The following is a 22,001-nucleotide window of genomic DNA, read 5'->3' as shown; positions in this document are numbered from 1 at the left end:
CATCGGCCCGCGAAGTCGCCGGTGCGCGCCGCGCGACTGGATACCGCGTTACATTCCCTTGAGCGGCTGCCCCGGTTGCCACGCGTCGACGGTCGCCTTCGCCCGCGCGCGATCGCGTGCCGACAATACGGCTTCGAGCTCGCGAGCCGTCACCTCCGAGAATTCGACGTCGCGACTGCCGTTCCCGGCCTTCACCGCGGCGAGATAGAACGTGTAGGCGGTCAGCAGGTTCTTCTGCACGCCGCCACGCCCCCGCTCGTACAACGTCCCCATGCTTTCGAGGCCCTGCGGATAGCCCTGGCGTGCGGCCGCGCGATACAGCACGACGCTTTTGTCGACGTCGAGTGGCAGCTTCATCCCCTGGTCGTACATCATGCCGAGCGTGCTCTGCGCGGGCGCGTAACCACGGTCGGCCGCCAGCTGGAAACAATCCGCGGCCACGCGGAAATAGCGCTTGGCCGGATTCTCCTCGTACCGGAACAATTGCCACGCGATATCGTCGATCCGCACGCCCATGTCGTACTGCATCTTCACGTCGCCATGCTGCGCGGCGATGAAGCTCCACTTCACCGCCTGCTCGTCGTCCTCGTAACGGTAATGCTCGCCGAGCAGCGCGGCCGCTTCGGCATTACCCGCGTTCGCGGCGGTTGTCAGCTCGGGGATCGCCGTCTGCCAGTCCTTCTTCGCGTAGGCGTCAAGACCAGCTTGCAGGTCGGCAAGCGCCGGTGCCACGGCCAGCACGAGGCTCAGCGCCACTAGGGTTTTCTTCATTGCTCTCGATATTGTGATTATTCGATCGGATCGCGGCGAAGCGCGACGTCGTGCCCTCGAGCGTCGCGCCGCGCATGCGGCCATCCGGCGTGTTCGTCGTTTTGCGGCCCCGCATGGCGGAACCCGTCGCACCGGATGGCTTTCCTTTTACCGCAACCGCAAATCCGTCGTCAATGAAGCGCCCCTCGGAACGCGCTGCCGCCTACGCCTTCCGCTCCATCGGCTCGCCGACGACGAAACCGCCGCCCTGGAACCGCTGCGCGGGATCGTCGTAGTCGGCGGTCGGCGCCGCGACCGGGAACAATCCCGCGAACTGCTCGGAGCTGTCGCGCGGCCGGAAGCCGAGAAAGCCGGCCTTCGTGTTGTCCCACCACTTCACCGGGTTGTCCGACGCGCCGTAGACGATCGCGTGCCCGACGCGGTTCGTCAGCAGCGAGCAGCGCACGAGCTCGATGAAGTCGCGATAGCTGAGGAACGTCACGAGCATGCGCGGGTTCTTCGGCACCTCGAACGACGAGCCGATCCGCAGGCATACCGTCTCGATCCCGAAGCGGTCGAAGTAGTAGCGCGACAGCGATTCGCCAAAGCACTTCGTCACGCCGTACAGGCTGTCGGGGCGCAGCGGCGAATCGGCGTCGAGCACTTCCGTGACCGGATGGAAGCCGATCGCATGGTTCGAGCTCGCGAACACGACGCGCTTCACGCCGTGCTTGCGCGCGGCTTCGTACAGGTTGTACGTGCCGGTGATGTTCGCGCCGACGAGATCGTCGAACGGCGCATCGACCGAAATGCCGCCGAGATGGACAATCGCGTCCACGCCGTCGACAAGCTGCATCACCGCCGGCCGGTCGGCCAGATCGACGACACGGGTTTCTTCATGCGCGGCCGCGTCGCCGAGCGCCGCGATGTCGCTGACGCGCACGACGTCGGCCCATTGCGCGAGTGCGCCGCGCAACTGGCGGCCGAGGTTGCCGGCCGCGCCCGTCAGCAGCAGGCGCCCGAACGGTTTGCGCGCGCCGGTGGATGAGGCGTTCATCGAATCTCCTTCTCCTTGAATCTGACCTGGACTTCGATCCGGTTTTAGGCCCGAATCGGAAAACGTTTTCCAACTATACGCGGGACCGCAATCGAACGTCAATGGTCGAACCTGCTCGCAGCCATCCGCACTTTCCCGATATCGACGCGTGGCCGCATGCCGGCTTTTTCTGCCACAATCCGGCGTTATCGAACGAAAACGTTACCCTTCCGATGAAAAAAGTTTCCCCGACGATCCGCGACGTGGCCGCGGAAGCCGGCGTGTCGGTCGCGACGGTATCGAAATACGTGAACGGCACGCAGCGCTTCTCGCCGGCGGTCGAAGCGCGGCTCAAGGAAGCGATCGACCGGCTCGGCTACCGTTCGAACCCGCTTGCGCGTTCGATGATCACCGGGCGCACGCGCACCATCGGCCTCGTGATCCTCGACATCAGCAACCCGCACTTCACGAACGTGGTCAAGGGCGCGAACCGGATTGCGCTGCAGCACGACTACACGCTGCTGCTCGTCGATACCGAGGAGAACCAGGCACGCGAACGCTCGCTGATCGAGGCGCTCGCGCAGCGCGTCGACGGGCTGATCGTCAGCACGCGGATGCCCGACGAAGAAGCCGGCTGGATGCTCGATCTCAACAAGCCGCTCGTGCTGCTGCGCCGCAGCCCCGGCCTGCCGATTCCGAGCGTCGGCATCGACAACCGGCTGTCGACCTACATGCTCGCGCGCCACCTGCTCAATCTCGGGCATACGCGCATCGCGTATCTCGGCTTCGGCACCGCACGCGTGAACGACGAACGGATCCAGGGTGCGCGCGACTGCCTCGCCGAAGCGGGGCTCACGCTCGACGTGCACGACGCGCATGCGCCGACCGCCGAGGCCGGCAAGCGCGCGTGCTCGCGCGTGATGCTCGGGCCGCAGCGGCCGCAGGCGGTGATCTGCTACAACGACCTGATCGCGCTCGGCTTCATGAAGGAAGCCGCGTCGCTCGGCTTCCGGCTGCCGCAGGATGTGTCGGTCGCGGGCATCGACAACGTGCCGTACGGCGAATACGCGGCGCCCGCGCTGACCACCGTCGACATCCAGAGCGAGAACATGGGCGAGCTCGCGATGCAGAAGCTGATCGACGCGCTCGCGGGGCGCACCGATGCGAGCTATTCGACGTTCGAGCCGCGGCTGATCATGCGCGCGTCGACGGCCGCGGCCGGCTGAGTCACCTGCTGCGCGCCCCAAAAAGAAAACGCGCCGCCCATGGCGGCGCGTTCGTTTTCCGACCTACGATCAAGCGTCGAGTTTCGCCGGCTTCATCTTCGGCGTGAGCACGTGCATGATCGCCAGCGCGAGCAGGTACGCGAGCGCGCCGATCGCGAACAGCACCCAGTAGTGGCCCGTGCGCTGCAGCACCTGGCCGATCACTTCCGAGAACAGCACGCCGCCGATCGAACCGGCCATCCCGCCGATGCCGACCACCGACGCGACCGCGCGGCGCGGGAACAGGTCGGAGGCCGTCGTGAACAGGTTCGCCGACCAGCCCTGGTGCGCGGCGGCGGCCAGCCCGACGATCAGCACCGCGATCCACAGGCTCTGTACCTGCGACACGAACGCGATCGGCAGCACGCAGCACGCGCAGATCAGCATCGCCGTCTTGCGCGCGCGGTTCACGCTCCAGCCTGCGCGCAGCAGCATCGACGACAGCCAGCCGCCGCCGATGCTGCCGACCGTCGTCAGCGCATAGATGCAGACGAGCGGCAGGCCGATGTGCTGCATGTCCATCCCGCGCGACTCGTTGAGCCACTTCGGCAGCCAGAACAGGTAGAACCACCACACCGGATCGGTCAGGAACTTGCCGACCAGGAACGCCCACGTCTCGCGCTTGCGGATCAGTTCGCCCCAGCGCGGCGCACCGGCGTTCGCGTTCGCCGCATCCATCGCTTCGGCTTCGTCGCGCGGCTCGTCGTATTCCGCGGCAAGCGCGCGCGTATCGGCCTGCCGATAGAGCACGAGCCACACCGCGAGCCATACGATGCCGATCGCGCCGATGATCACGAACGCCGCGCGCCAGCCGTAGGCCACCGCGATCGCCGGGATGATCGCCGGCGCGAACACCGCGCCGATGTTCGCGCCCGAGTTGAAGATGCCGGTAGCGAGCGCGCGTTCGCGGCGCGGAAACCATTCGGCCGTCGTCTTGATCGCGGCCGGAAAATTGCCGCCCTCGCCGATCCCGAGCAGCGCGCGCACGAACGCGAAGCCCGTCACCGAGCCGACCGCCGCATGCAGCATCGCGGCGATGCTCCATACCAGCATCGCCACCGCATACGAGATGCGCGTGCCGAGCCAGTCGACGATGCGCCCGAAGCCGAGCAGCCCGAGCGCATAGAACGCGGAAAACGCCATCACGATGCGGCCGTACTGCACCTGGCTCCAGCCGATGTCGTGCTGGAGCATCGGCGCGAGCAGGCCGAGGATCTGCCGATCCATGTAGTTGATGACGGTCGCGAAAAACAGCAGCGCACAGACGGTCCAGCGGTAGCGGCTGGCGACGGCCCGCACCGTGCCGACGACGGCAGATTGCATGAATGTCTCCGATGCGCGGCCGCGCCCGTCGCGCCGCACGATATTCGTTGACCGGCGACCGGCGCCGGGGCGGGCGGCCGTGGCACGCTGTCGCGGCACGGCCGATCGCCAATCCATCTGGAAAACGTTTTTCAAAGAATAGGCCGTGTGCCGGCACCCTGTCAGTCGGGGATTTCGATGAGTCATCTCAAATTGGCCGCGGCAAAAGAGACGACTGTTTCGAAGAGTGGCATTAACCGTTTTTCCCGGATTTTCCAACGCGCAAATCGGGGCACGGCCGCCGAGACACATGTCCGATTCCAGCCAGAATCGATAGCGGGGATGGTTTACAGTCGCTTCATGCGCCTCGATCCCGACACCTGTTACGACGCCCTGCTTTCGCGGAACCGCCGCTTCGACGGCTGGTTCTTCGTCGGCGTCGCGACGACGGGGGTGTATTGCCGCCCCGTCTGCCCGGTGAAGCCGCCGAAAGCGCAGAACTGCAGCTATTACCCGACCGCCGCTGCCGCCGAGAAAGCCGGCTTCCGGCCGTGCATGCGCTGCCGCCCCGAGCTCGCGCCCGGTCACGGGCTGCTCGACCTGTCCGGCAATCTCGCCGACGCGGCCGCCACGCTGATCGAGGACGGTTTCCTGAACGAGCATTCCGTCGACGCGCTCGCGCAGCGCGTCGGCGTGACCGAACGCCATCTGCGCCGGATCTTCGCCGCGCAGTTCGGCGTATCGCCGGTCGAGTTCGCGCAGACGCACCGTCTGCTGATGGCCAAGCGGCTGCTGACCGACACCGCGCTGCCGGTGGCCGTCGTCGCATCGACGGCCGGTTTCGGCAGCGTGCGGCGCTTCAACGACCTGTTCCGGCAGCGCTACGGCCTCAATCCGCTGCGGCTTCGCAAAGGGGCCGGCGCGTCCGCCGATGGCGACATGACGTTCCCGCTGCCATACCGGCCGCCGTTCGCGTGGGCCGACCTGATGCGCTTTCTCGCGCAGCGGCAGATCGACGGAGTCGAGCGGATCGACGCGCAAGGCTATGCGCGCGTCGTCGAACTGCCGAACCGCGACGATGGCGGTCGCGTAACAGGGTGGTTATCCATCGCGCACGTGCCGCAGCGCTTCGCGCTGGCCGTCACCGTGTCGCCCGCGCTGACGCCGGTCGTGCCGGCCGTACTCGCGCGCGTGCGGCGGCTGTTCGATCTCGACAGCCGCCCCGACGTGATCGACGCGCATCTCGGCGCACTCGCGAGCGGCTCGCCGGGCCTGCGCGTGCCCGGTGCGTTCGACGGCCTCGAAATCGCACTTCGCGCGATCGCGGGCGAACTGCTCGCGGCGGCGCATGCGGGTGCAGTGCTCGCGCGCGTCGCGGAACGCTTCGGCACGGAGGTGGACGGCGCGCCGCCGGGGCTGACGCACGCGCTGCCTCCCGCGGCGACGCTGGCCGCCCTGCCACCGGCGGCGCTTGAAAAACTCGGCATGACGCGCGAAACGGCACAGGCGATCGTGTCGCTCGCACGCGCGGTCGCCGACGGCATGCTCGCACTCGAACCGATGGCGCCGCTCGACGCGACGCTCGCCGCGCTGCGCGCGATGCCCGGCTTCGACGAGCGCGCGGTGCAGTACGTCGCGATGCGTGCGATGGCCTGGCCGAATGCATTCCCGGCCGACGATGCGTTGCTTCCCGCACGCATCGAGCACATCGAGCACATCAAGCGCACGCGCATGCCATCATCCTCGCCGCAAGCCGCGCGCTGGGCGCCGTGGCGCGCGTATGCGGCGCTGCATGTTTGGCGCCTTCAAGGAGACGTATTGCGATGACTCCCGCTCACCTGATTCCGAGCCCGCTGGGCGACATCGCCGTGCGCATCGAGGACGATGCGCTGACGGGCCTGTTCTTCGTCGGCCAGAAATACTTCCCGTCGCTTGCGATCACGCAGGAAGCAAACGCGCTCGTCACTTCGCCGATCGCGCGCAAGGTCGCGGAAGAAATCGCCGAATACTTCACCGGCATGCGCGAGACGTTCTCGGTGCCGATCCACCTGCGCGGCACGACGTTTCAGCGGCGTGTGTGGAAGGAACTGCTCGCGATTCCGTTCGGCGAGCTCGTGTCGTACGGCGACATCACCGAACGCGTCGGGTTGCCGATGAGCGCCGCGCGTGCCGTGGGCGGTGCGGTCGGCCGGAACCCGGTGTCGATCATGGTGCCGTGCCACCGCGTGGTCGGCGCGTCGGGCAGCCTGACCGGTTATGCGGGCGGCATCGACCGCAAGCGCGCGCTGCTGTCGCTCGAAGGCGCCGGGTTCGAGCGCGGTGCGCTTCATCCGGTGCAGACAGCGCTCGCGTTCTGAGTGACGGTGAGCGGCACGCGTTGCCGCGTCACGCAGTCAATACCGGCCGGCGCGCTTCACGCTTCGCATACGCTCCTGGCGTCACGCGGAATTTCGCCTGGAACAGCGCGATGAACGACGACGTCGAGTCGTAGCCCAGTTGCGCGGCCACCGCGCCGATCGGCTCGCCCGCATCGAGCAGCGGCAGCGACGCGAGCAGCCGCACGGCCTGCCGCCACTCGGTAAACGACAGCCCCGTGTCCTGCCGGAACAGTCGCGACAGCGTGCGCCGCGTCGCGCCGACTTGATACCCCCATTCGTCGAGACTGCGCGTATCGCCCGGCTGCGCATGCAATGCACGCGCGATTTTCAGCAGGCGCGAATCGCGCGGCAGCGGCACCGTCAGCGGCGCCGGCCGCATCCGTGCGATCCGGTCGGCGATCACGCATACGAGCGCGCCGTCCGGCCCCGTCTCGTCGTAGTTCACCGGCAATTCGGCCGTGGCAATCACCAGCTCGCGCAGCAGCGGCGTCATGCAGAGGATCGTGCAATCGTCGTTCGCATCGCTGCGTGCGATCGCTTCGTCGAGATACAGGCTGTGGAACGCGACGCAATCGCGCGTCGTCACCGCATGCGGCACGTGCGGCGGAATCCACATCGCGTAGTGCGGCGGCAGCAGATGCCGGCCCGACGGCGTCGACACCTCGAGCACGCCGCTCGTCGCATACATCAGTTGTGCCCACGGATGACTGTGCGCGTCGACGCTCACGTTGCCGGGAATCCCGAACGCACGCACGTACAGCGGCCGCGGCAGGCGCGCCATCGACGGCACTGCGTAAGGGTCACCCGATTGTCCCGCCAGCAACATAAGACGTCCTCCGAAGGTCATTGCACGAACGAGCGCGATGCTACCGTCACGGCTCTTCTTTCACACGGCTTCCGAACATGAGCGCTCATACCCGCACCACCCGCAAGACCGTCACCGCGATCCGGTCGACCAAAGGCATCGGCAGCCTCGTGTCGCTGACCGCGTATTCCGCGCCGATGGCGAAGCTCGTCGACGATGTGGCCGACGTGATCATCGTCGGCGATTCCGTCGGCATGGTGTTGTACGGAATGCCCGATACGCTGCGCGTCACGCTCGACATGATGATTGCACACGGCGCGGCCGTCGTACGCGGCGCCGCGCAGGCGTGCGTCGTCGTCGACCTGCCGTTCTCGACGTACCAGGAATCGCCCGCGCAGGCGTATCGCTCCGCCGCGCGCCTGCTCGCCGAAACCGGCGCGCAGGCCGTGAAGCTCGAAGGCGGCAGCGAGATGGCCGATACCATCCGCTTCCTGACCGAGCGCGGCATACCGGTGATGGCGCACGTCGGCCTCATGCCGCAGCAGGCCAACGCGACGGGCGGCTTCCGCGCGCAGGGCATGGACCCGCGTTCGGCCGCGCAGGTGTTCGACGCCGCGTGCGCGGCCGAGCGGGCCGGCGCGTTCAGCGTCGTCATCGAAGGCACCGCCGAAGCGCTCGCGCGCCATCTGACCGAAACGCTGACGATCCCGACGATCGGCATCGGCGCATCGCCCGCGTGCGACGGACAAGTGCTCGTGACCGAGGACATGATCGGCGCATTCGATGCATATACGCCGCGCTTCGTGAAGCGTTACGCGGATGCGAATACGGTGATGCGCGAAGCTATCCGCCAGTACGCGCACGACGTGCGGCAGCGCGTGTTTCCCGAACCGGCGCATTGCTTCGGGTATGGCAAGCCGCTGCAATTGGCGGACGCGGCCGCCGCCTGATGCGACGCAATCACGCGCGTTTGCGCATCGCATGCGTGACCCGCGCGTTCGCCTCGAATTTCGCGCGATGCGTCGAGAAGAACGTCCGCACGTTGCGGACGTTCGATGCGCCGGTGAACAACCGCCGCGCGAATTCGTCGTATTCGGCGACGTCGGCCAGATCGGCCACCACGACGAAATCGGGCCCCGGCGACACGCGGTAGCACTGCGTGACGGCCGGCTCCGCGCACACGTACGCTTCGAACGCGTCGTAGTCTTCGGCCGTCTGCCGGTCGAGGCTGATCTCGATCAGCGCCGTCACGGCCGTGCCGATCGCGACCGGATCGAGCACCGCGACCTGCCGGCGGATCACGCCGGCTTCCGTCAGCCGGCGCACGCGGCGCATGCAGGTCGGCGGCGACGACAGTGCGCGGTCGGCCAGTTGCAGGTTCGACACCGACGCGTCGTCCTGCAGGATCGCGAGGATGCGCAGGTCGAGATCGTCGAGGATGATGCCGGCCATCGGCGGCTCCTTCCGGTCAGGGAGTGAAATTTAATTTCACCATGATAGACGATCTACGTCTCGTTTCATTTATATCGATATTTTGAAATTTAATTCCATACGGCCGCCTCTACCATCGCTCTCACTGATCCAGACAGGACATTTACGGAGCGCGATATGTGTGGAATTGTTGGGGCGGTCGCCCAGCGGGACATCCTGCCGAACCTGGTCGACGGCCTGAAGCGGCTCGAATACCGCGGCTACGACTCGTGCGGCGTTGTGGTCTACCGTGACCGTGCGCTGGCGCGTGCCCGCAGCGTCGATCGCGTGGCCAACCTGCAGCGCGAGATCGCCGAGCATGCGCTGTCGGGTTACACCGGCATCGCGCATACGCGCTGGGCCACGCATGGCGCGCCGCTCACGCTCAACGCGCATCCGCACTTCTCGCCGAGCGACGCCAACGCGCGCATCGCGCTGTCGCACAACGGGATCATCGAGAACTGCGACCAGTTGCGTGCGGAACTGCAGGCGCACGGCTACGTGTTCGCGAGCCAGACCGACAGCGAGGCGATCGCGCACCTGATCGACCACTTGTACGACGGCGACCTGTTCGATGCGGTGCGGCGCGCGGTCGCGCGACTGCGCGGCAGCTACGCGATCGCGGTGATGTGCCGCGACGAGCCGCACCGGATCGTCGGCGCACGCGACGGGATGCCGCTCGTGGTCGGCGTTGGCGAAGGCGAGAATTTCCTGGCGTCCGATGCGATTGCGCTGTCGGGCATCACGGATCGCATCGCGTATCTGGAGAACGGCGACGTTGCTGATATCCAGTTGCATCGCTACTGGATCGTCGATGCGGCCGGTCAGCGCGTCGAGCGCGCGGTGCAACGGGTCGCCGCGCATAGCGGCGCGGCCGATCTCGGGTCGTACCGCTACTACATGCAGAAGGAGATCTTCGAGCAGCCGCAGGCGGTGGCCGATACGCTGCTCGACGTCGCGTCGATCATGCCCGAGCTGTTCGGCGACGGTGCGTGGCGCGTGTTCAACGACGTCGACTCGGTGTTGCTGCTCGCGTGCGGCGGCAGCTATCACGCAGCGCTGACCGCGAAGTACTGGATCGAGAGCATCGCGAAGCTGCCGGCGAGTGTTGAAATTGCCAGCGAGTTTCGCTATCGCGACAGTGTGCCGAATCCGCGCACGCTGGTTGTCGCGGTGTCGCAGAGCGGCGAGACGGCCGACGTGCTCGGCGCGGTGCATGTTGCGAAGCAGCGCGGGATGATGCATACGCTCGCGATCTGCAACGTCGCGACGGGTGCGTTGATGCGTGAATGTGCGCTGCAGTTCGTGACGCGTGCGGGGATCGAGATCGGGGTGGCTTCGACGAAGGCTTTTACGACACAGCTGGTTGCGTTGTTCCTTCTCACGTTGTCGCTTGCCCAGGTGCGCGGGCGGTTGAGTGATGAAGAAGAGAAGGAACATCTGCGTGCGCTGCGGCACCTGCCCGATGCGATGTCGAAGGTGCTCGCGCTGGAGCCGCAGATCATGGCGTGGTCGGAACTGCTCGCGCGACGCGACAACATGCTGTTTCTCGGGCGCGGGATGCATTATCCGATCGCGCTCGAGGGTGCGTTGAAGATGAAGGAGATTTCTTATATCCACGCGGAGGCTTATCCGGCGGGTGAGTTGAAGCATGGGCCGCTTGCGCTCGTCAGCAACGAAATGCCGGTGATTGCGGTTGCGCCGAATGACATGCTGCTCGAAAAGCTCAGGTCGAACATGCATGAGGTCAGCGCGCGGAACGGGCGGCTTTTTGTGTTTGCGGATGTGGACTGCGGGCTGGTGCCGAGTGACGGGATCGAGGTGATTCGACTCAACGAGTACTACGGGCCGCTTTCGCCGATTCTGCATACGGTGCCGATGCAACTGCTGGCGTATCACGCTGCGTTGGCGCGGGGGACGGATATTGATAAGCCTAGGAATCTCGCTAAGTCGGTGACAGTGGAGTGACGACATCCACGAGTTTCTAGGGTGTGGCAACTTCGAATAGTTTCGCTTAAAGCCGTTCGTGAAGTTTCACTTAACGCCCTATAAAATTCCCGCAAACGGCCGCCGGGCGGGGCTTAAGCGAAACTATTCCAACAGCAATTGCGCGTGACCGAGAGGAAGAAGGTCGCGGAAAATCGATGCTCAGCCGCACGGACGAGGGGCCGTCTGCAGGCCACTGTCGTTCGTGCGCGGGGTTAAGCCGGCGGGAATTGATGCGCCTAGCGCTTCCGAACAGGAGCCTAGGCGCGGACGCACAGGTCAACCTGGTCAGCGGCCAGAGCACACACCTCGCTGCCGGCAAGTCGCTGCTCGTGAGCGTCGCCGAGCGCATCAGCCTTTTCGTCCAGAACGCGGGAATGAAGCTCTTTGCTGCGAAAGGCAAGGTGGAAATCCAAGCGCAGTCGGACAACATCGAAATGACCGCGCAGAAGGCGGTGAAGGTGCTGTCGGCGACCGAGAAGGTTGAAGTCGCGGCAAGCCAGGGCGTCCTGCTGACCTCTGGTGGCGCGTACATCCGAATCCAGGGCGGCAATATCGAGATTCACGCTCCGGGCAAGATAGACATCAAGGGAGCGCAGCATGCGTTCGCCGGCCCCACGAGCGCACCCTACGATTTGCCCGCCCTGCCCAAGGGCGACCTGCACAACAAGCTCGAGTTGAACCTTACGGACGACAACCTGAAGGCCGTGCCTCAGGCTCCCTACAAAGTCGTGTTCGAGAACGGAACGACCTTGGCCGGCAAGCTCGACGGAAACGGTCACGCGGTCCTGCGCGACGTGCCTGACGGCACCGCGAAGGTCTTCTTCGGCGAAGACGCGCGGCCGTTCAATCCACAACCAATGCCCGCACCCACGGAGCTCGCACAGCCTGATGTTCTCAAAGAACTGCATGCAGCCGGGCACGAGGGCATTACGGAGGAAAACCTCTACAGCCTATTCAATAAATTTTCTGGCCGGCCGGACGTGAAATGAACGAAAACGACCAACAAGCAATCGAAGAGGCCGTCAAAGAGATTGGCTGGTCGATGGCGACCAACGCCGTGCCATTGTTCTATGTCGCGCAGAACGTCTACGACACTACGGAAAGCGTCTGGACGGTGTGGAATGCACGCGAAAGTGCGGACGAGATGACGAAAATCGAGGCCGGTATCGACCTGGTGTTCGCCGTCGTGGGCTGGGTCCCTGTCGTCGGCGCCGGCGTCAGATGAGCAACGCCTGGATTCTGAAGAATCTGCCGGAGGCCGTGTCGCGAGATATCGAGCTGTCTATTCTGAATGTAGGCTACTCGCGACATTTGTTGTATGTGCCGTTCTACCTCCCCTCGGCCGCGCAGCACGTCGAAGCGCTTGCGACGGGTGATGAACATGGACACGCCGACCACGACCTACCATTCACTCACCACTACAAGGACGGCGAGGTGGCTGAAGCGGTCAAGCGCAAAGCCGAGCGGCTAAAATCGCGTACCTGACACGAGATATTCGAAATGAGCGATTTTGATTCGAAGCGACGACAGCGTTTTCTGGGCGAGGACTACTTCAAGTGGCTGCTGGCCTCCTTTTCTGAAAACATCGCGAGTTGGGAAGACAGGCTGACCCCTATCGGCGATACTGAAAATGAGAGGAAGGCGCTGACCAGAGGCATTGTTGCCTCCGACAGCTATCGTCGCTTTCTGCTCATGTACACGGGCGGCGCGGACATCAGCCTGCTAAGAGACGAATTCGATTCGGTGGTCTCCGCATTCGAACAACTCACGATAGCCGAGCGCGTGCATCAGGCAGATGACCGGCAGCCGCCGCTCGCGTTCAGTGAAATCGGCGATTATGAGACCGCGATGCAGCTGATTGGCTTTTGCTACCTGCTGCATCGGCGTGCCTTGCTGCCGCGCATCGTCGCGATGTTCGACCCGGCCTACCGCGGGAAGGACACACTCTACGAAGACCTGCTCGCGTATGAACTCGAGGGGCGTGTTGACGTCGACAGCTGGTTTCACGATGTTCCGTATCGGCCGCTCGTCTTCAGCCTTTACCGCGAAGCGAAACAGGAATGTGTCGACGACATCACGCAATATCTCGAAGCCTGGTATCCGGGCATGGCCGCAGCGGTGTGGCATGACGGCCACCTCGAAGCACAGAAGGGCGGCAAGGGGACGTACGTTGGCTATTGGGCAATCGAAGCCGCAGCGGTTGCCTATCTGCTGGAGCTGGACGACAGTTCCTTCCGGGACCATCTGCTGTATCCGAAGGACCTAGCCGACTTTGCGCGCAACTTCGACCCCGCGAAGGGGAATCCGCCGGCACTTCAGAACAACGGGCCGAAGACAGTGCGTACCGGTCAGGTATGCCCGGAGACCGGTATCTGGAAAGCACAGGGCCACCATGTGCCGGGCGTGATGGTGCAACAGGGCGAGCGCATGCCAGAAGTGTTCGCTCCGGACAGGTCAGGTGCATACCGCTCCCAACCTGCGCTCTGGGAGTTTGAACGCAAGGCCTGACGCATAGTCGAGTTCTCCAAGCCACACGCACAAATTTTGATGCGCGCGGTCTTGCCGAACTTAATGCCTTACTTTGCGATGAGGAAACGGTCGCGATTCTTTGCGTCGCGAATCCAGAGCGGAGCACGACCGCGCCCAGACCACGTCTCGCCAGTCTTCGGACGGAGCCGCACACACACCGAGGCTCTGTGCGAGGCCGGCCGTAACCGAAACTATTGGAAAAACGAGGGTACCGATATTCAAGACGTGCACGCAAACACCGACCGGCTTGGGTGTGGCCGGGCAAGCCGAGGAAGTCATTGATTTTCCAACGAAATCTGCGTTAAACCAGAACTGATGGCGACGTGTAACTAAAACTAATGCAACTCAGCATGTTCCGCTCGCGATGCTCCCGGGCGAGTTCCTCCTGGTCCGGGAGGTAATTCGCGGGCTTGATGGAGATTCCGTGGTAATGCAAATCGGGGCTGCATGGCATCACGTAAGTGACGATAGCACCACTGATTACCTCGATTCGCATCAACGAATTACGCCTCGCCTCAGCCAGAATTTCCGTTCGAGAAAAGGACCGATGTCAAGCTTCGGAACTCATATCACGACGGGCGAGCTCGAAAGGTCATCGAGCCGCGGACCATGAAGTGGAAAGTGTTTTTGCAACAGATCGGTAACTTGCTCGATACCTCGCAGAACACCGGCCCGATAATCGCCTTGCCGGAAATGAGCCTCCATGGCCTGGCAAATCGCCTCCCATTCGCGGCCATCCACCTTGGCGTGTATGCCTCGGTCCGCAACAATTTCGACGTCGCGGTCCGCAAGAAGCAGATAGATAAGAATGCCGTTGTTGTGCTCGGTGTCCCAAACCCGGAGGTCCGAGAAAACCTCGATGGCACGATCCCTCGCAGATGTGCCCTTCAGCAAGGCGCGGATGTGCAGCGCACCCTCTACAGCAAACCTGACTTGACCCACGTGCGCGCGATGACTAGTACGTACAGCCTCTTCAATAGCGATAAGCTCCCGCCGTGAGAATGCGCTGTTGACCCGCCAATGGGTCGTGAAAAGATGCCGGAAGAGGCGTTTCAGGTCCATGCTCACCACCGTCCCGATGCGCCACCGCCGCCGAAGCCTCCGCCGCCTCCGCGAAAGATGTCGCGATTTGAATCGCGGCCAGAACTACCACCGCTGCCGCCAATGAAGCGCCCACCAGCTGATCCCATCCCGCCCCCAGCAATGTGAAGAGCAGCGCCATCAGTCCTGCAGCGATGGCGACAAAAAGCGCCCCCGACAACACCCATGCGAGTACCCCAACGACTCCGCCTGTAACGGCTGCACCCGGCAGTCTCCCGAGCATGGCGCGCAGAAGGCCGCCGGCCATGACCGTCAGGAGGAAGAGGACCGGAAGTAACCGTCCGGCGCCATCGCCTGCATGATATCGTCGCTGCGGCGGAGGTAACGGCTCGCCGCTGGTGACGCGCATCATGCCGTCGAGGCCGGCAGTGATGCCGCCGTAGAAATCCCCGTTTCGGAACCGCGGAACTATCGCCTCGTTGATGATGCGATTGCTCGTCGCGTCGGTGAGCACGCCTTCGAGGCCGTATCCGACCTCAATTCGAAGCGTTCGGTCGTTTTTGGCGACAATCAGGAGCGCGCCATCGTCGACATTCTTGCGCCCAAGCTTCCATTGCTCGACGACTCGCATCGAATACTGTTCGATGGTTTCGGGCTCCGTGGTCGGAACAACGAGAACTGAAATCTGCGTTCCTCTTTTCGCCTCAAACTCTCTCAACGTCTTTTCAAGGCTGGCCATCTGGTCGCTGGTCAGGGTTCCAGTCTCATCGGTTACTCTCGATGTCAGCGGCGGGACAACGACATCCGCGTGGGCGCAGGCTCCCCCCAGGACAAAGAAGGCTAAGACGACGGCCATCGCCAGTCGGAACATGTTCAATTGGAGGCCTTGCCTGCAGATGCCGGCGTCGAGCCGAAGTCGACCCGCGGCGGTTTGGAAATCTCGGCTTCGTTGCTCACCGAGAAGTTTGGGCGCTCCAGATAGCCAAATGCCTTTGCAGTCAAATTATTCGGGAACGAACGTATCGTCGTGTTGTACGCCTGGACGGAGCGAATGTATCGATTGCGGGCTACGGCAATGCGATTTTCCGTACCCTCGAGCTGCGCCTGCAGATCGCGGAAGTTCGCATCCGACTTCAATTGCGGATAGTTCTCCGATACCACGAGCAGACGTGACAGAGACGACGTGAGCTGCCCCTGCGCCGCTTCAAACTTTGCGAACGCCTGCGGGTCGGCAATGATTTCGGGCGTGGCGCGAATCGAGCCGACTTGTGCCCGGGCCTCCGTCACACTTACGAGCACTTCCCTTTCCTGGTTCGCATACCCCTTCACCGTGTTGACGAGATTGGGAACAAGGTCGGCACGCCGTTGATACTGATTTAGAACTTCTGACCAGCTGGCCTTTACCTGCTCATCTTCGGTCTGGATGGCGTTATAGCCGCACCCAGGGAGAGGAAGCAGGCTCACCGCCAGTGCTGCCGTCAGAAGTGCGCGGGCCAGACGGCGCCGCGCGGAGATTGCTGCAGAATTTGCCGACATGGACGCGCCTCTGTTCGATATTCCGCGGCATTCTGCCGCTCACGGGTGCACTACCTATCGTAAGGAGCTGGGCGGTCGCAGCGTTGATGCACATCAATGCTGCATTGTCGAGCATGCCCGGACCGATACGCCCGCTCGCATGCTCGCTCCGCGACCGTGCTACGTATGAAGAATTCGGTTCGTGATTCGTTGAGCCACGTCAAGCCATCGAAGGGGCGTCAGATCATGCTGGGTTTCCTGCTCCAATGGCCCACGCTCGTGACTCTGGCTATGTTCCCAATTCTAGTTTTCATGTACGTTCGACTAGCGATACAAGAGGAGCGCGATTCGGACGCGCAGTTCGGCGAGGCGTGGCGTGAATACGCGGCACACACGCCGCGCTTTGTACCTAATTTGTTTGGAAAACGCCCGGCCCAAGTACATTGAATTCAGGCGGCTCACCCATAGCTGGCGCTGCTTCTGAACTCAATCGTAATCTTCCGGGATGAGGAGGCTGCCATGAGGCCCTTCAAGACTGGCGTGACGCTTTCAGTCACGGTTGTGCTCTTCTATGTCCTATGTACGCTTATATGGATGGCACTTCCTGAACCGTTCATGAACTTCATGAACGCTCTTTTTCACGGACTCGATTTCCGCCGCCTTCAGACGGGCGAGCCACTGTCCTGGTGGTTTGTTATCTACCCGGCCTTTGTGTTTGCGGTCTGGTTCTTTGCAGCCGGCGCCTTCTTCGCATGGTTACACAACCGCCTCTGTCGGCAGACCTGACGCAATCCCGTATTCCTATACCTCTCCCAGACCGCATGTTGCCGGTGTCGGTCTCTGGAATCAGAAGATTGAGGTTACAGGTAGAACGGGACGCGCGGAATGAACGTTGCTGCTGCGCAATTGCTCAACACATCGGCACGCGGTAGCACCATCGTCACGGCAATACCGAATGCGCAGGGCGACGAGTCCCAATGGGAGCTGAACGGATGAGCATAGGAGCGTCAAAATGAGCGGTCACCCCGGCGAAGACAGGCTTTATCGCCAACGGATTCTGGAACACTCGTCGCCGGACGGGCATCCTGCACATGGGGCGGACAAGCACGTCCATTCCGCTGAGCATGGACGCGATGCACATGCTCATCATGAGGGGCATGGCGAGCACGTTCGTACCAGGGATTCACATCACGACCCCGTCTGTGGAATGAAAGTATCGGATGAATCACGCTTCCGTAGCGAATACAACGGCAAGTGGTACTTGTTCTGCAGCCAGGCATGCTTGGCGAAATTTCAGGCGGCACCGTCCAAATACGCCGAGCCCTCGACCGCTCAGCTGTCACAAGCAGCGTCCGAGGGCACCATCTACACGTGTCCGATGCACCCGGAAATTCGCCAGGACCATCCCGGGCAATGCCCGAAGTGCGGCATGACGCTGGAACCGGTTCTGCCCAGCGTCGACGAAGACGAGAATCCGGAACTGGTCGATTTCCGACGCCGATTCTGGTGGACGTTGCCACTGACCGTCGTAGTTTTCGTCCTGGCGATGTTTGGCCATCGCCTCGGATTGATGGACGCCGGCACCGAAAGCTGGGTTGAGTTCATCATCTCTACGCCGGTCATCCTGTGGGCAGGCCTGCCGTTTTTCGCGCGGTGCGCGCGCTCATTCATGAACCGCAGCCCTAACATGTGGACGCTCATCGGACTGGGGACTGGCGCGGCCTATATCTACAGCGTCATTGCCACCATCTTCCCCGGAGTGTTTCCAGAAACGTATAGCGCACACGGCCGAGTCAGCGTGTATTTCGAAGCGGCGGCAGTCATCATTTCGCTGACGCTTCTCGGGCAGTTGCTCGAACTGAAGGCCCGCTCGCAAACGTCCGCCGCCATCAAGGCACTACTGGGTCTCGCACCCAAGACTGCGCGACGCATCAACCCTGACGGTTCCGAGGAAGACATTCCGTTGTCCCATGTTCATGTGGGAGACCTGCTTCGCGTGCGGCCGGGCGAGAAAGTCCCCACGGACGGTGTGGTGACCGATGGCTCGAGTTCGCTGGACGAGTCCATGATTACTGGCGAACCCATTCCCGTCACGAAGCGCGTTGGCGACCACGTCATTGGCGCAACGATGAACGCGACAGGCAGTCTCGTCATCCGCTCAGAAAAGGTCGGCTCGCAGACCGTCCTGTCGCAAATCGTGCAGATGGTCGCGCAGGCGCAGCGGTCTCGGGCCCCCATGCAGCGTATGGCCGACAAGGTGGCCGGCGTGTTTGTCGTCGGGGTCGTCAGCGTCGCTCTTCTGACGTTCTTCGTGTGGGGCATCTTTGGGCCGGAGCCCAGCTGGGTGTTCGGCCTCATCAATGCGGTGGCGGTGCTCATCATTGCGTGCCCCTGCGCGCTGGGGCTTGCGACGCCAATGTCCATCATGGTCGCAAGCGGCAAAGGAGCCGCGACCGGGATTCTCTTTCGAGATGCGGCTGCGATTGAAAATCTGCGCAAGGTCGATGTGCTCATTGTCGACAAGACGGGGACGCTGACCGAGGGGCGCCCAGCGTTCGAGCAAGCCGTGGGCACAGACGGATACACGACCGACGAAGTGCTTCGTCTGGCGGCGAGTCTCGACCAAGGTAGTGAGCATCCGCTTGCTGCAGCCATCGTTGCGGCTGCCCGCGAGAAGAAGCTCACTTTGGACCGCACGGAAAATTTTGAATCCGCCACGGGTATTGGCGTGCGAGGACTGGTCGCCGGCAGGAAACTCGCGCTTGGCAACGCCGCGCTGATGCAGACTGACGCAGTCTCCGTCGAATCGCTTGCCAAGGAGGCGGACGGCATGCGCGCGCAAGGCGCCAGTGTCATGTACTTGGCAGTCGATGGCGGCTTAGCCGGACTGCTGGCAGTCGCTGACCCGATAAAGGCGACGACGCCGGAAGCGCTTTCGACATTGAAGGAGAACGGTATTCGAGTCGTGATGGCGACCGGCGATGGCGTGATCACTGCCAAGGCCGTGGCCGAGAAGCTCGGCGTCGACGAATTCCATGGCGAGGTGAAGCCTGCCGACAAGCTCAATCTGGTGACAAGGCTTCAGCAAGCCCGCCATGTCGTGGCGATGGCTGGAGACGGCATCAACGACGCCCCCGCGCTTGCCAAGGCCGATGTCGGCGTAGCCATGGGAACAGGCACGGATGTGGCAATGAGCAGCGCTCAGGTGACGCTTGTCAAGGGCGACTTGCGCGGCATCGCCCGTGCCCGGGAGCTGTCCGTGGCTACGGTCGCAAACATGAAGCAAAATCTTGGCTTCGCGTTCGTATACAACGCACTTGGCGTTCCGCTGGCGGCTGGGGTGCTTTATCCATTCACCGGTTTGCTGCTCTCGCCGATGATTGCCGCACTTGCAATGAGTCTAAGCTCCGCTTCGGTCATTTCGAACGCGCTGCGACTGCGCAACGCGAAGATTTAGCTTGTCACGCAGCTTGCGGCGATTGCATAACGACCGTACAACTTCCGCCGCAGTGGGAAAGGCCTCGGGTGGGCGTGGTCCACATCCATGCGGCTCAGCGACGCAACGCCCCGCGACAGCGCCATACCGGAACATTGGTGCATTTCGCGCACGGCTGTATTGTTCCGACCGGACGCCGACTACACCGCTGTCGCACGCACTCGTGCAGAGGATCGGCGTCGAAGCACGGGACATGCGTGCACTCCGGAAGCCGGTCGAGCTCATCGCCCCGTACAGGAAAAACGCTACTTCGACAGACGCAGCTTCTTCGACAGCACGACACCGCTCGACGGACTCACCAGCCAGATGCCATTGATATCCATGTGCAACCTGGAGATCCTGGTCGTAATGTCCGTCGGCTCGTCAATGCTCGGATCGACATGCTCGATTTGTTCGGTCAGGTAAGGCCGAATCAGGCGTCCGGAAAAAGCGAGTGCGAAGTCGCCATGCGTTTGGGCGTACATGGCGGGCGAAAGCCGCATGCGACTACGAACCGTGGACATTTTGCCTTTCCCGGACTCGAGTTCGATGATGTCGACCTGCTGGATATACCCTTTTGCCTTCGCTTCGGGTGCAATCACGAGCCCTCGCCCTCGTGGCCCAGTCGTGACCTTTCTGAGCAGGATGCCCGTCCGGTCGTCGCGCTCTGCGTCGAACAGGTCGACGTCCAGCGTCAGTAGGTGCCGCTGTGACCGGTACCTCAGCCCGTACCGCACCGGCACCACGAACGTCACGTCACGATCCAGATCGACGGCCGCCAGATCGGGATTCGGGCCATGCCGGTCGGCAGCGCTGGAGACCAGGCCGCGAACCCGGTCGCTCAACGAAGGTGGGATGGTGCTGATGTGCTGCTTCTTCAGGACATCCCGAATTGCAACCGGGTCGTCGCCGACAATCGGTCGTGCGGGCGATGTGTCGTGATTGACAGCGGATGCGATGCGCGTCGTGCCGTCGACAGCCTCCACCTCTGCATGCGCCGCGACTGGCGCCAGCATCATCGTCAGGGCGACGACGCACACGAAGTTCGAACGACCCAACTTGGATTTCCGGTGAAACACGACGAGCTCCTGATTTTCTTGCCGATCGGTCAACGACGAGCACTATAGGGTGGAATCATCGGCAACGCATCCCCTGTTTGAAATTCACCGATGGCCGGCGCGCCTCATCGTAGGCTCATTGTCGGCCCGGCAGCAGGTCAACGTGCACACTACCGTGTTGCCCGGGCGACAACAACCGACCGGCAGCGAGCGGCGGCGCGCATGTCGGCATGTCGCCGCGCGACTCGTCCGGTGCCGGGCGGACCTTGATGCAAGTTCCGCCCGTCGCCCCATCAAAACACCGTATGCACCCCCACCCGAGCCACCGCCTGACTAGTCGAACTCGACGCCCCATTCGGATCCAGCACCCCATTGACCTGCGCATTCGCGCCACTATTCGCCCGCTGATAATCAGCCGAAACATAAACCATCGTCCGTTTCGACAACAGGTATTGAAGCGCCACGCTGAGCTGATGAGCATGGTTGTTGTTCACCGCTTCATTGCCCTTCATGTACATGTATTTCGCGCCCAGGACGACATCCGGCCTGACCCGCCATACGCCGCCGCCTTCGGCCATCCACACCGCGGCATCGTTGAACGAATTCCGCACGGTGGTCACCAGCGCACTCGCGGTAACGACGCCAAAGTCGTAATGCATCCCGACGCCCCAGTTGCGCACGCTGGTCGACGGCACGCCCGGCGCCGGGCCGTACTTCTCGTTCGTATAGGCCGCGCCCACACCGAAAGCCCCCACCTCATAGTTCAACCCGGCGCTGACCGCATTGTCCGCGCCGATCGAGCCGACCACACCGCCGAACGCATACATCACGCCCCCAGACAAACCCGCAACCGTCGGCGAACTGTATTTGACGGAATTCGCGATCGGCTTGCTGCCTGCCGTGCGGTCCCAATCGAAAGCACCGGTCGGGTTGCCCGGCAGCGCGAGACGCTGAAACGGGCCATTCCGGAAACCGTATAGCCCATTAACGTCCCTCGCAATCGCATTCCCCTTGGAAAAGAGGGAATCCACCATGAAGTCGTACTGATTGCCCAGCGTGATGCTGCCGAACCGGTCGCTCTCGAGGCCCACGTATGCGTTGCGTCCGAAAATTCCGGACCCGATGATGGCGCCGTTCGCCATCGAAAACTGGTTCACTAGCGCGAACGTGGCGTGATACCCGCCGCCGAGGTCTTCTGTACCACGGAGGCCGAAGAGGTTGGGCGCGAATATGCCGTCGTCGAATTTGACGTTCTTTCCGCCGCCCTCGTTGCTGACATACGTGATGCCGCTGTCGATAAGACCGAACATCGTGACGCTGCTCTGCGCCCATGCGCCCTGCGCTACGGCAAGAATCGCCACTGCTCCAAACCCGATTTTCATTCTGTC

The 22,001-nt window shown here is 63.0% G+C and carries 19 protein-coding genes and 4 pseudogenes; 12 read left to right on the top strand and 11 right to left on the bottom strand.

What is annotated here, in order from left to right:
- Positions 1-48 precede the first annotated feature (48 nt).
- Both DM992_RS27975 and DM992_RS27970 read right to left on the bottom strand, forming a co-directional pair.
- Positions 49-771, bottom strand: a complete 723-nt coding sequence (locus tag DM992_RS27975) for a sel1 repeat family protein (RefSeq protein WP_162631750.1) — start codon at positions 769-771, stop codon at positions 49-51.
- 202 nt (positions 772-973) lie between these two features.
- Positions 974-1,807: an NAD(P)-dependent oxidoreductase gene (locus tag DM992_RS27970; RefSeq protein ID WP_111019518.1), complete on the bottom strand. Its 834-nt coding sequence runs from the start codon at positions 1,805-1,807 to the stop codon at positions 974-976.
- 101 nt (positions 1,808-1,908) lie between these two features.
- On the opposite strand from DM992_RS27970, the gene DM992_RS27965 reads away from it, so the two are divergent.
- Positions 1,909-3,012, top strand: a complete 1,104-nt coding sequence (locus DM992_RS27965; RefSeq protein ID WP_111019517.1) for a LacI family DNA-binding transcriptional regulator — start codon at positions 1,909-1,911, stop codon at positions 3,010-3,012.
- A gap of 69 nt (positions 3,013-3,081) precedes the next feature.
- Here the strand turns inward: DM992_RS27965 and DM992_RS27960 are convergent, their stop codons facing one another.
- Complete coding sequence (locus DM992_RS27960; protein ID WP_111020432.1) at positions 3,082-4,374, bottom strand: MFS transporter; 1,293 nt, start codon at positions 4,372-4,374, stop codon at positions 3,082-3,084.
- 321 nt (positions 4,375-4,695) lie between these two features.
- Here DM992_RS27960 and DM992_RS27955 point away from each other — a divergent pair, with 321 nt between their 5' ends.
- Together DM992_RS27955 and DM992_RS27950 are read left to right on the top strand one after the other, a co-directional pair.
- Entirely contained in the window at positions 4,696-6,180 is a 1,485-nt protein-coding gene (locus tag DM992_RS27955) for a DNA-3-methyladenine glycosylase 2 family protein (protein WP_111019516.1), read from the top strand.
- A complete protein-coding gene (locus DM992_RS27950) occupies positions 6,177-6,710 on the top strand; it encodes a methylated-DNA--[protein]-cysteine S-methyltransferase (protein WP_111019515.1) in 534 nt (177 codons plus the stop codon). Before DM992_RS27955 ends, DM992_RS27950 begins: the two co-directional genes overlap by 4 nt.
- Positions 6,711-6,738: 28 nt before the next feature.
- Here DM992_RS27950 and DM992_RS27945 read toward each other — a convergent pair whose 3' ends face one another.
- Positions 6,739-7,557 (bottom strand): helix-turn-helix transcriptional regulator, encoded by an 819-nt coding sequence (locus tag DM992_RS27945; protein WP_111019514.1) that lies wholly within the window; start codon positions 7,555-7,557, stop codon positions 6,739-6,741.
- Between the two features lie 77 nt (positions 7,558-7,634).
- Between DM992_RS27945 and panB the strand changes: the two genes are divergently transcribed.
- Positions 7,635-8,486 (top strand): 3-methyl-2-oxobutanoate hydroxymethyltransferase, encoded by an 852-nt coding sequence (panB, locus tag DM992_RS27940; RefSeq protein WP_111019513.1) that lies wholly within the window; start codon positions 7,635-7,637, stop codon positions 8,484-8,486.
- 10 nt (positions 8,487-8,496) lie between these two features.
- On the opposite strand, the gene DM992_RS27935 is transcribed toward panB, so the two are convergent.
- Positions 8,497-8,988, bottom strand: coding sequence for an Lrp/AsnC family transcriptional regulator (locus DM992_RS27935; RefSeq protein ID WP_111019512.1), 492 nt, complete (start codon positions 8,986-8,988; stop codon positions 8,497-8,499).
- A gap of 156 nt (positions 8,989-9,144) precedes the next feature.
- Between DM992_RS27935 and glmS the strand changes: the two genes are divergently transcribed.
- The 5 genes and pseudogenes from glmS to DM992_RS27910 all read left to right on the top strand — a co-directional run bounded on the left by glmS (position 9,145) and on the right by DM992_RS27910 (position 13,503).
- A complete protein-coding gene (gene glmS, locus DM992_RS27930) occupies positions 9,145-10,974 on the top strand; it encodes a glutamine--fructose-6-phosphate transaminase (isomerizing) (RefSeq protein ID WP_111019511.1) in 1,830 nt (609 codons plus the stop codon).
- A gap of 296 nt (positions 10,975-11,270) precedes the next feature.
- A pseudogene (locus tag DM992_RS27925) lies at positions 11,271-11,984 on the top strand (DUF2345 domain-containing protein); the annotation flags it as partial.
- A complete protein-coding gene (locus tag DM992_RS27920) occupies positions 11,981-12,220 on the top strand; it encodes a hypothetical protein (protein WP_204356133.1) in 240 nt (79 codons plus the stop codon). The pseudogene DM992_RS27925 and the gene DM992_RS27920, both read left to right, overlap by 4 nt.
- Positions 12,217-12,480, top strand: coding sequence for a hypothetical protein (locus DM992_RS27915; RefSeq protein ID WP_111019510.1), 264 nt, complete (start codon positions 12,217-12,219; stop codon positions 12,478-12,480). Before DM992_RS27920 ends, DM992_RS27915 begins: the two co-directional genes overlap by 4 nt.
- Before the next feature lie 15 nt (positions 12,481-12,495).
- Complete coding sequence (locus tag DM992_RS27910; protein ID WP_111019509.1) at positions 12,496-13,503, top strand: PoNe immunity protein domain-containing protein; 1,008 nt, start codon at positions 12,496-12,498, stop codon at positions 13,501-13,503.
- Between the two features lie 68 nt (positions 13,504-13,571).
- Here DM992_RS27910 and DM992_RS27905 read toward each other — a convergent pair.
- From DM992_RS27905 to DM992_RS27885, 4 genes and pseudogenes are all read right to left on the bottom strand, one after another.
- Positions 13,572-13,664: pseudogene (locus DM992_RS27905) on the bottom strand (H-NS family nucleoid-associated regulatory protein); the annotation flags it as partial.
- Between the two features lie 424 nt (positions 13,665-14,088).
- A complete protein-coding gene (locus tag DM992_RS27895; protein ID WP_111019506.1) occupies positions 14,089-14,586 on the bottom strand; it encodes a TPM domain-containing protein in 498 nt (165 codons plus the stop codon).
- A gap of 2 nt (positions 14,587-14,588) precedes the next feature.
- A pseudogene (locus DM992_RS27890) lies at positions 14,589-15,421 on the bottom strand (YgcG family protein).
- 17 nt (positions 15,422-15,438) lie between these two features.
- A complete protein-coding gene (locus DM992_RS27885) occupies positions 15,439-16,101 on the bottom strand; it encodes a LemA family protein (RefSeq protein ID WP_111019505.1) in 663 nt (220 codons plus the stop codon).
- A gap of 222 nt (positions 16,102-16,323) precedes the next feature.
- Between DM992_RS27885 and DM992_RS42950 the strand changes: the two are divergent.
- The 3 genes and pseudogenes from DM992_RS42950 to DM992_RS27870 form a co-directional block, all read left to right on the top strand.
- Positions 16,324-16,527 (top strand): annotated as a pseudogene (locus DM992_RS42950) (isoprenylcysteine carboxylmethyltransferase family protein); the annotation flags it as partial.
- Positions 16,528-16,599: 72 nt separating this feature from the next.
- Positions 16,600-16,866, top strand: a complete 267-nt coding sequence (locus DM992_RS27875) for a DUF5676 family membrane protein (RefSeq protein ID WP_111019504.1) — start codon at positions 16,600-16,602, stop codon at positions 16,864-16,866.
- 421 nt (positions 16,867-17,287) lie between these two features.
- Positions 17,288-19,537 (top strand): heavy metal translocating P-type ATPase, encoded by a 2,250-nt coding sequence (locus tag DM992_RS27870; protein WP_239511446.1) that lies wholly within the window; start codon positions 17,288-17,290, stop codon positions 19,535-19,537.
- Between the two features lie 284 nt (positions 19,538-19,821).
- Here the strand turns inward: DM992_RS27870 and DM992_RS27865 are convergent, their stop codons facing one another.
- Both DM992_RS27865 and DM992_RS27860 read right to left on the bottom strand, forming a co-directional pair.
- A complete protein-coding gene (locus tag DM992_RS27865; RefSeq protein WP_111020430.1) occupies positions 19,822-20,634 on the bottom strand; it encodes a hypothetical protein in 813 nt (270 codons plus the stop codon).
- Between the two features lie 272 nt (positions 20,635-20,906).
- Entirely contained in the window at positions 20,907-21,995 is a 1,089-nt protein-coding gene (locus DM992_RS27860; RefSeq protein WP_111019503.1) for a porin, read from the bottom strand.
- Positions 21,996-22,001 lie beyond the last annotated feature (6 nt).

The sequence above is a fragment of the Burkholderia sp. JP2-270 genome (genome assembly GCF_003233675.1).
Classification (GTDB): domain Bacteria; phylum Pseudomonadota; class Gammaproteobacteria; order Burkholderiales; family Burkholderiaceae; genus Burkholderia; species Burkholderia pyrrocinia_C.
This window is presented reverse-complemented; position numbering and strand designations above follow the sequence as displayed.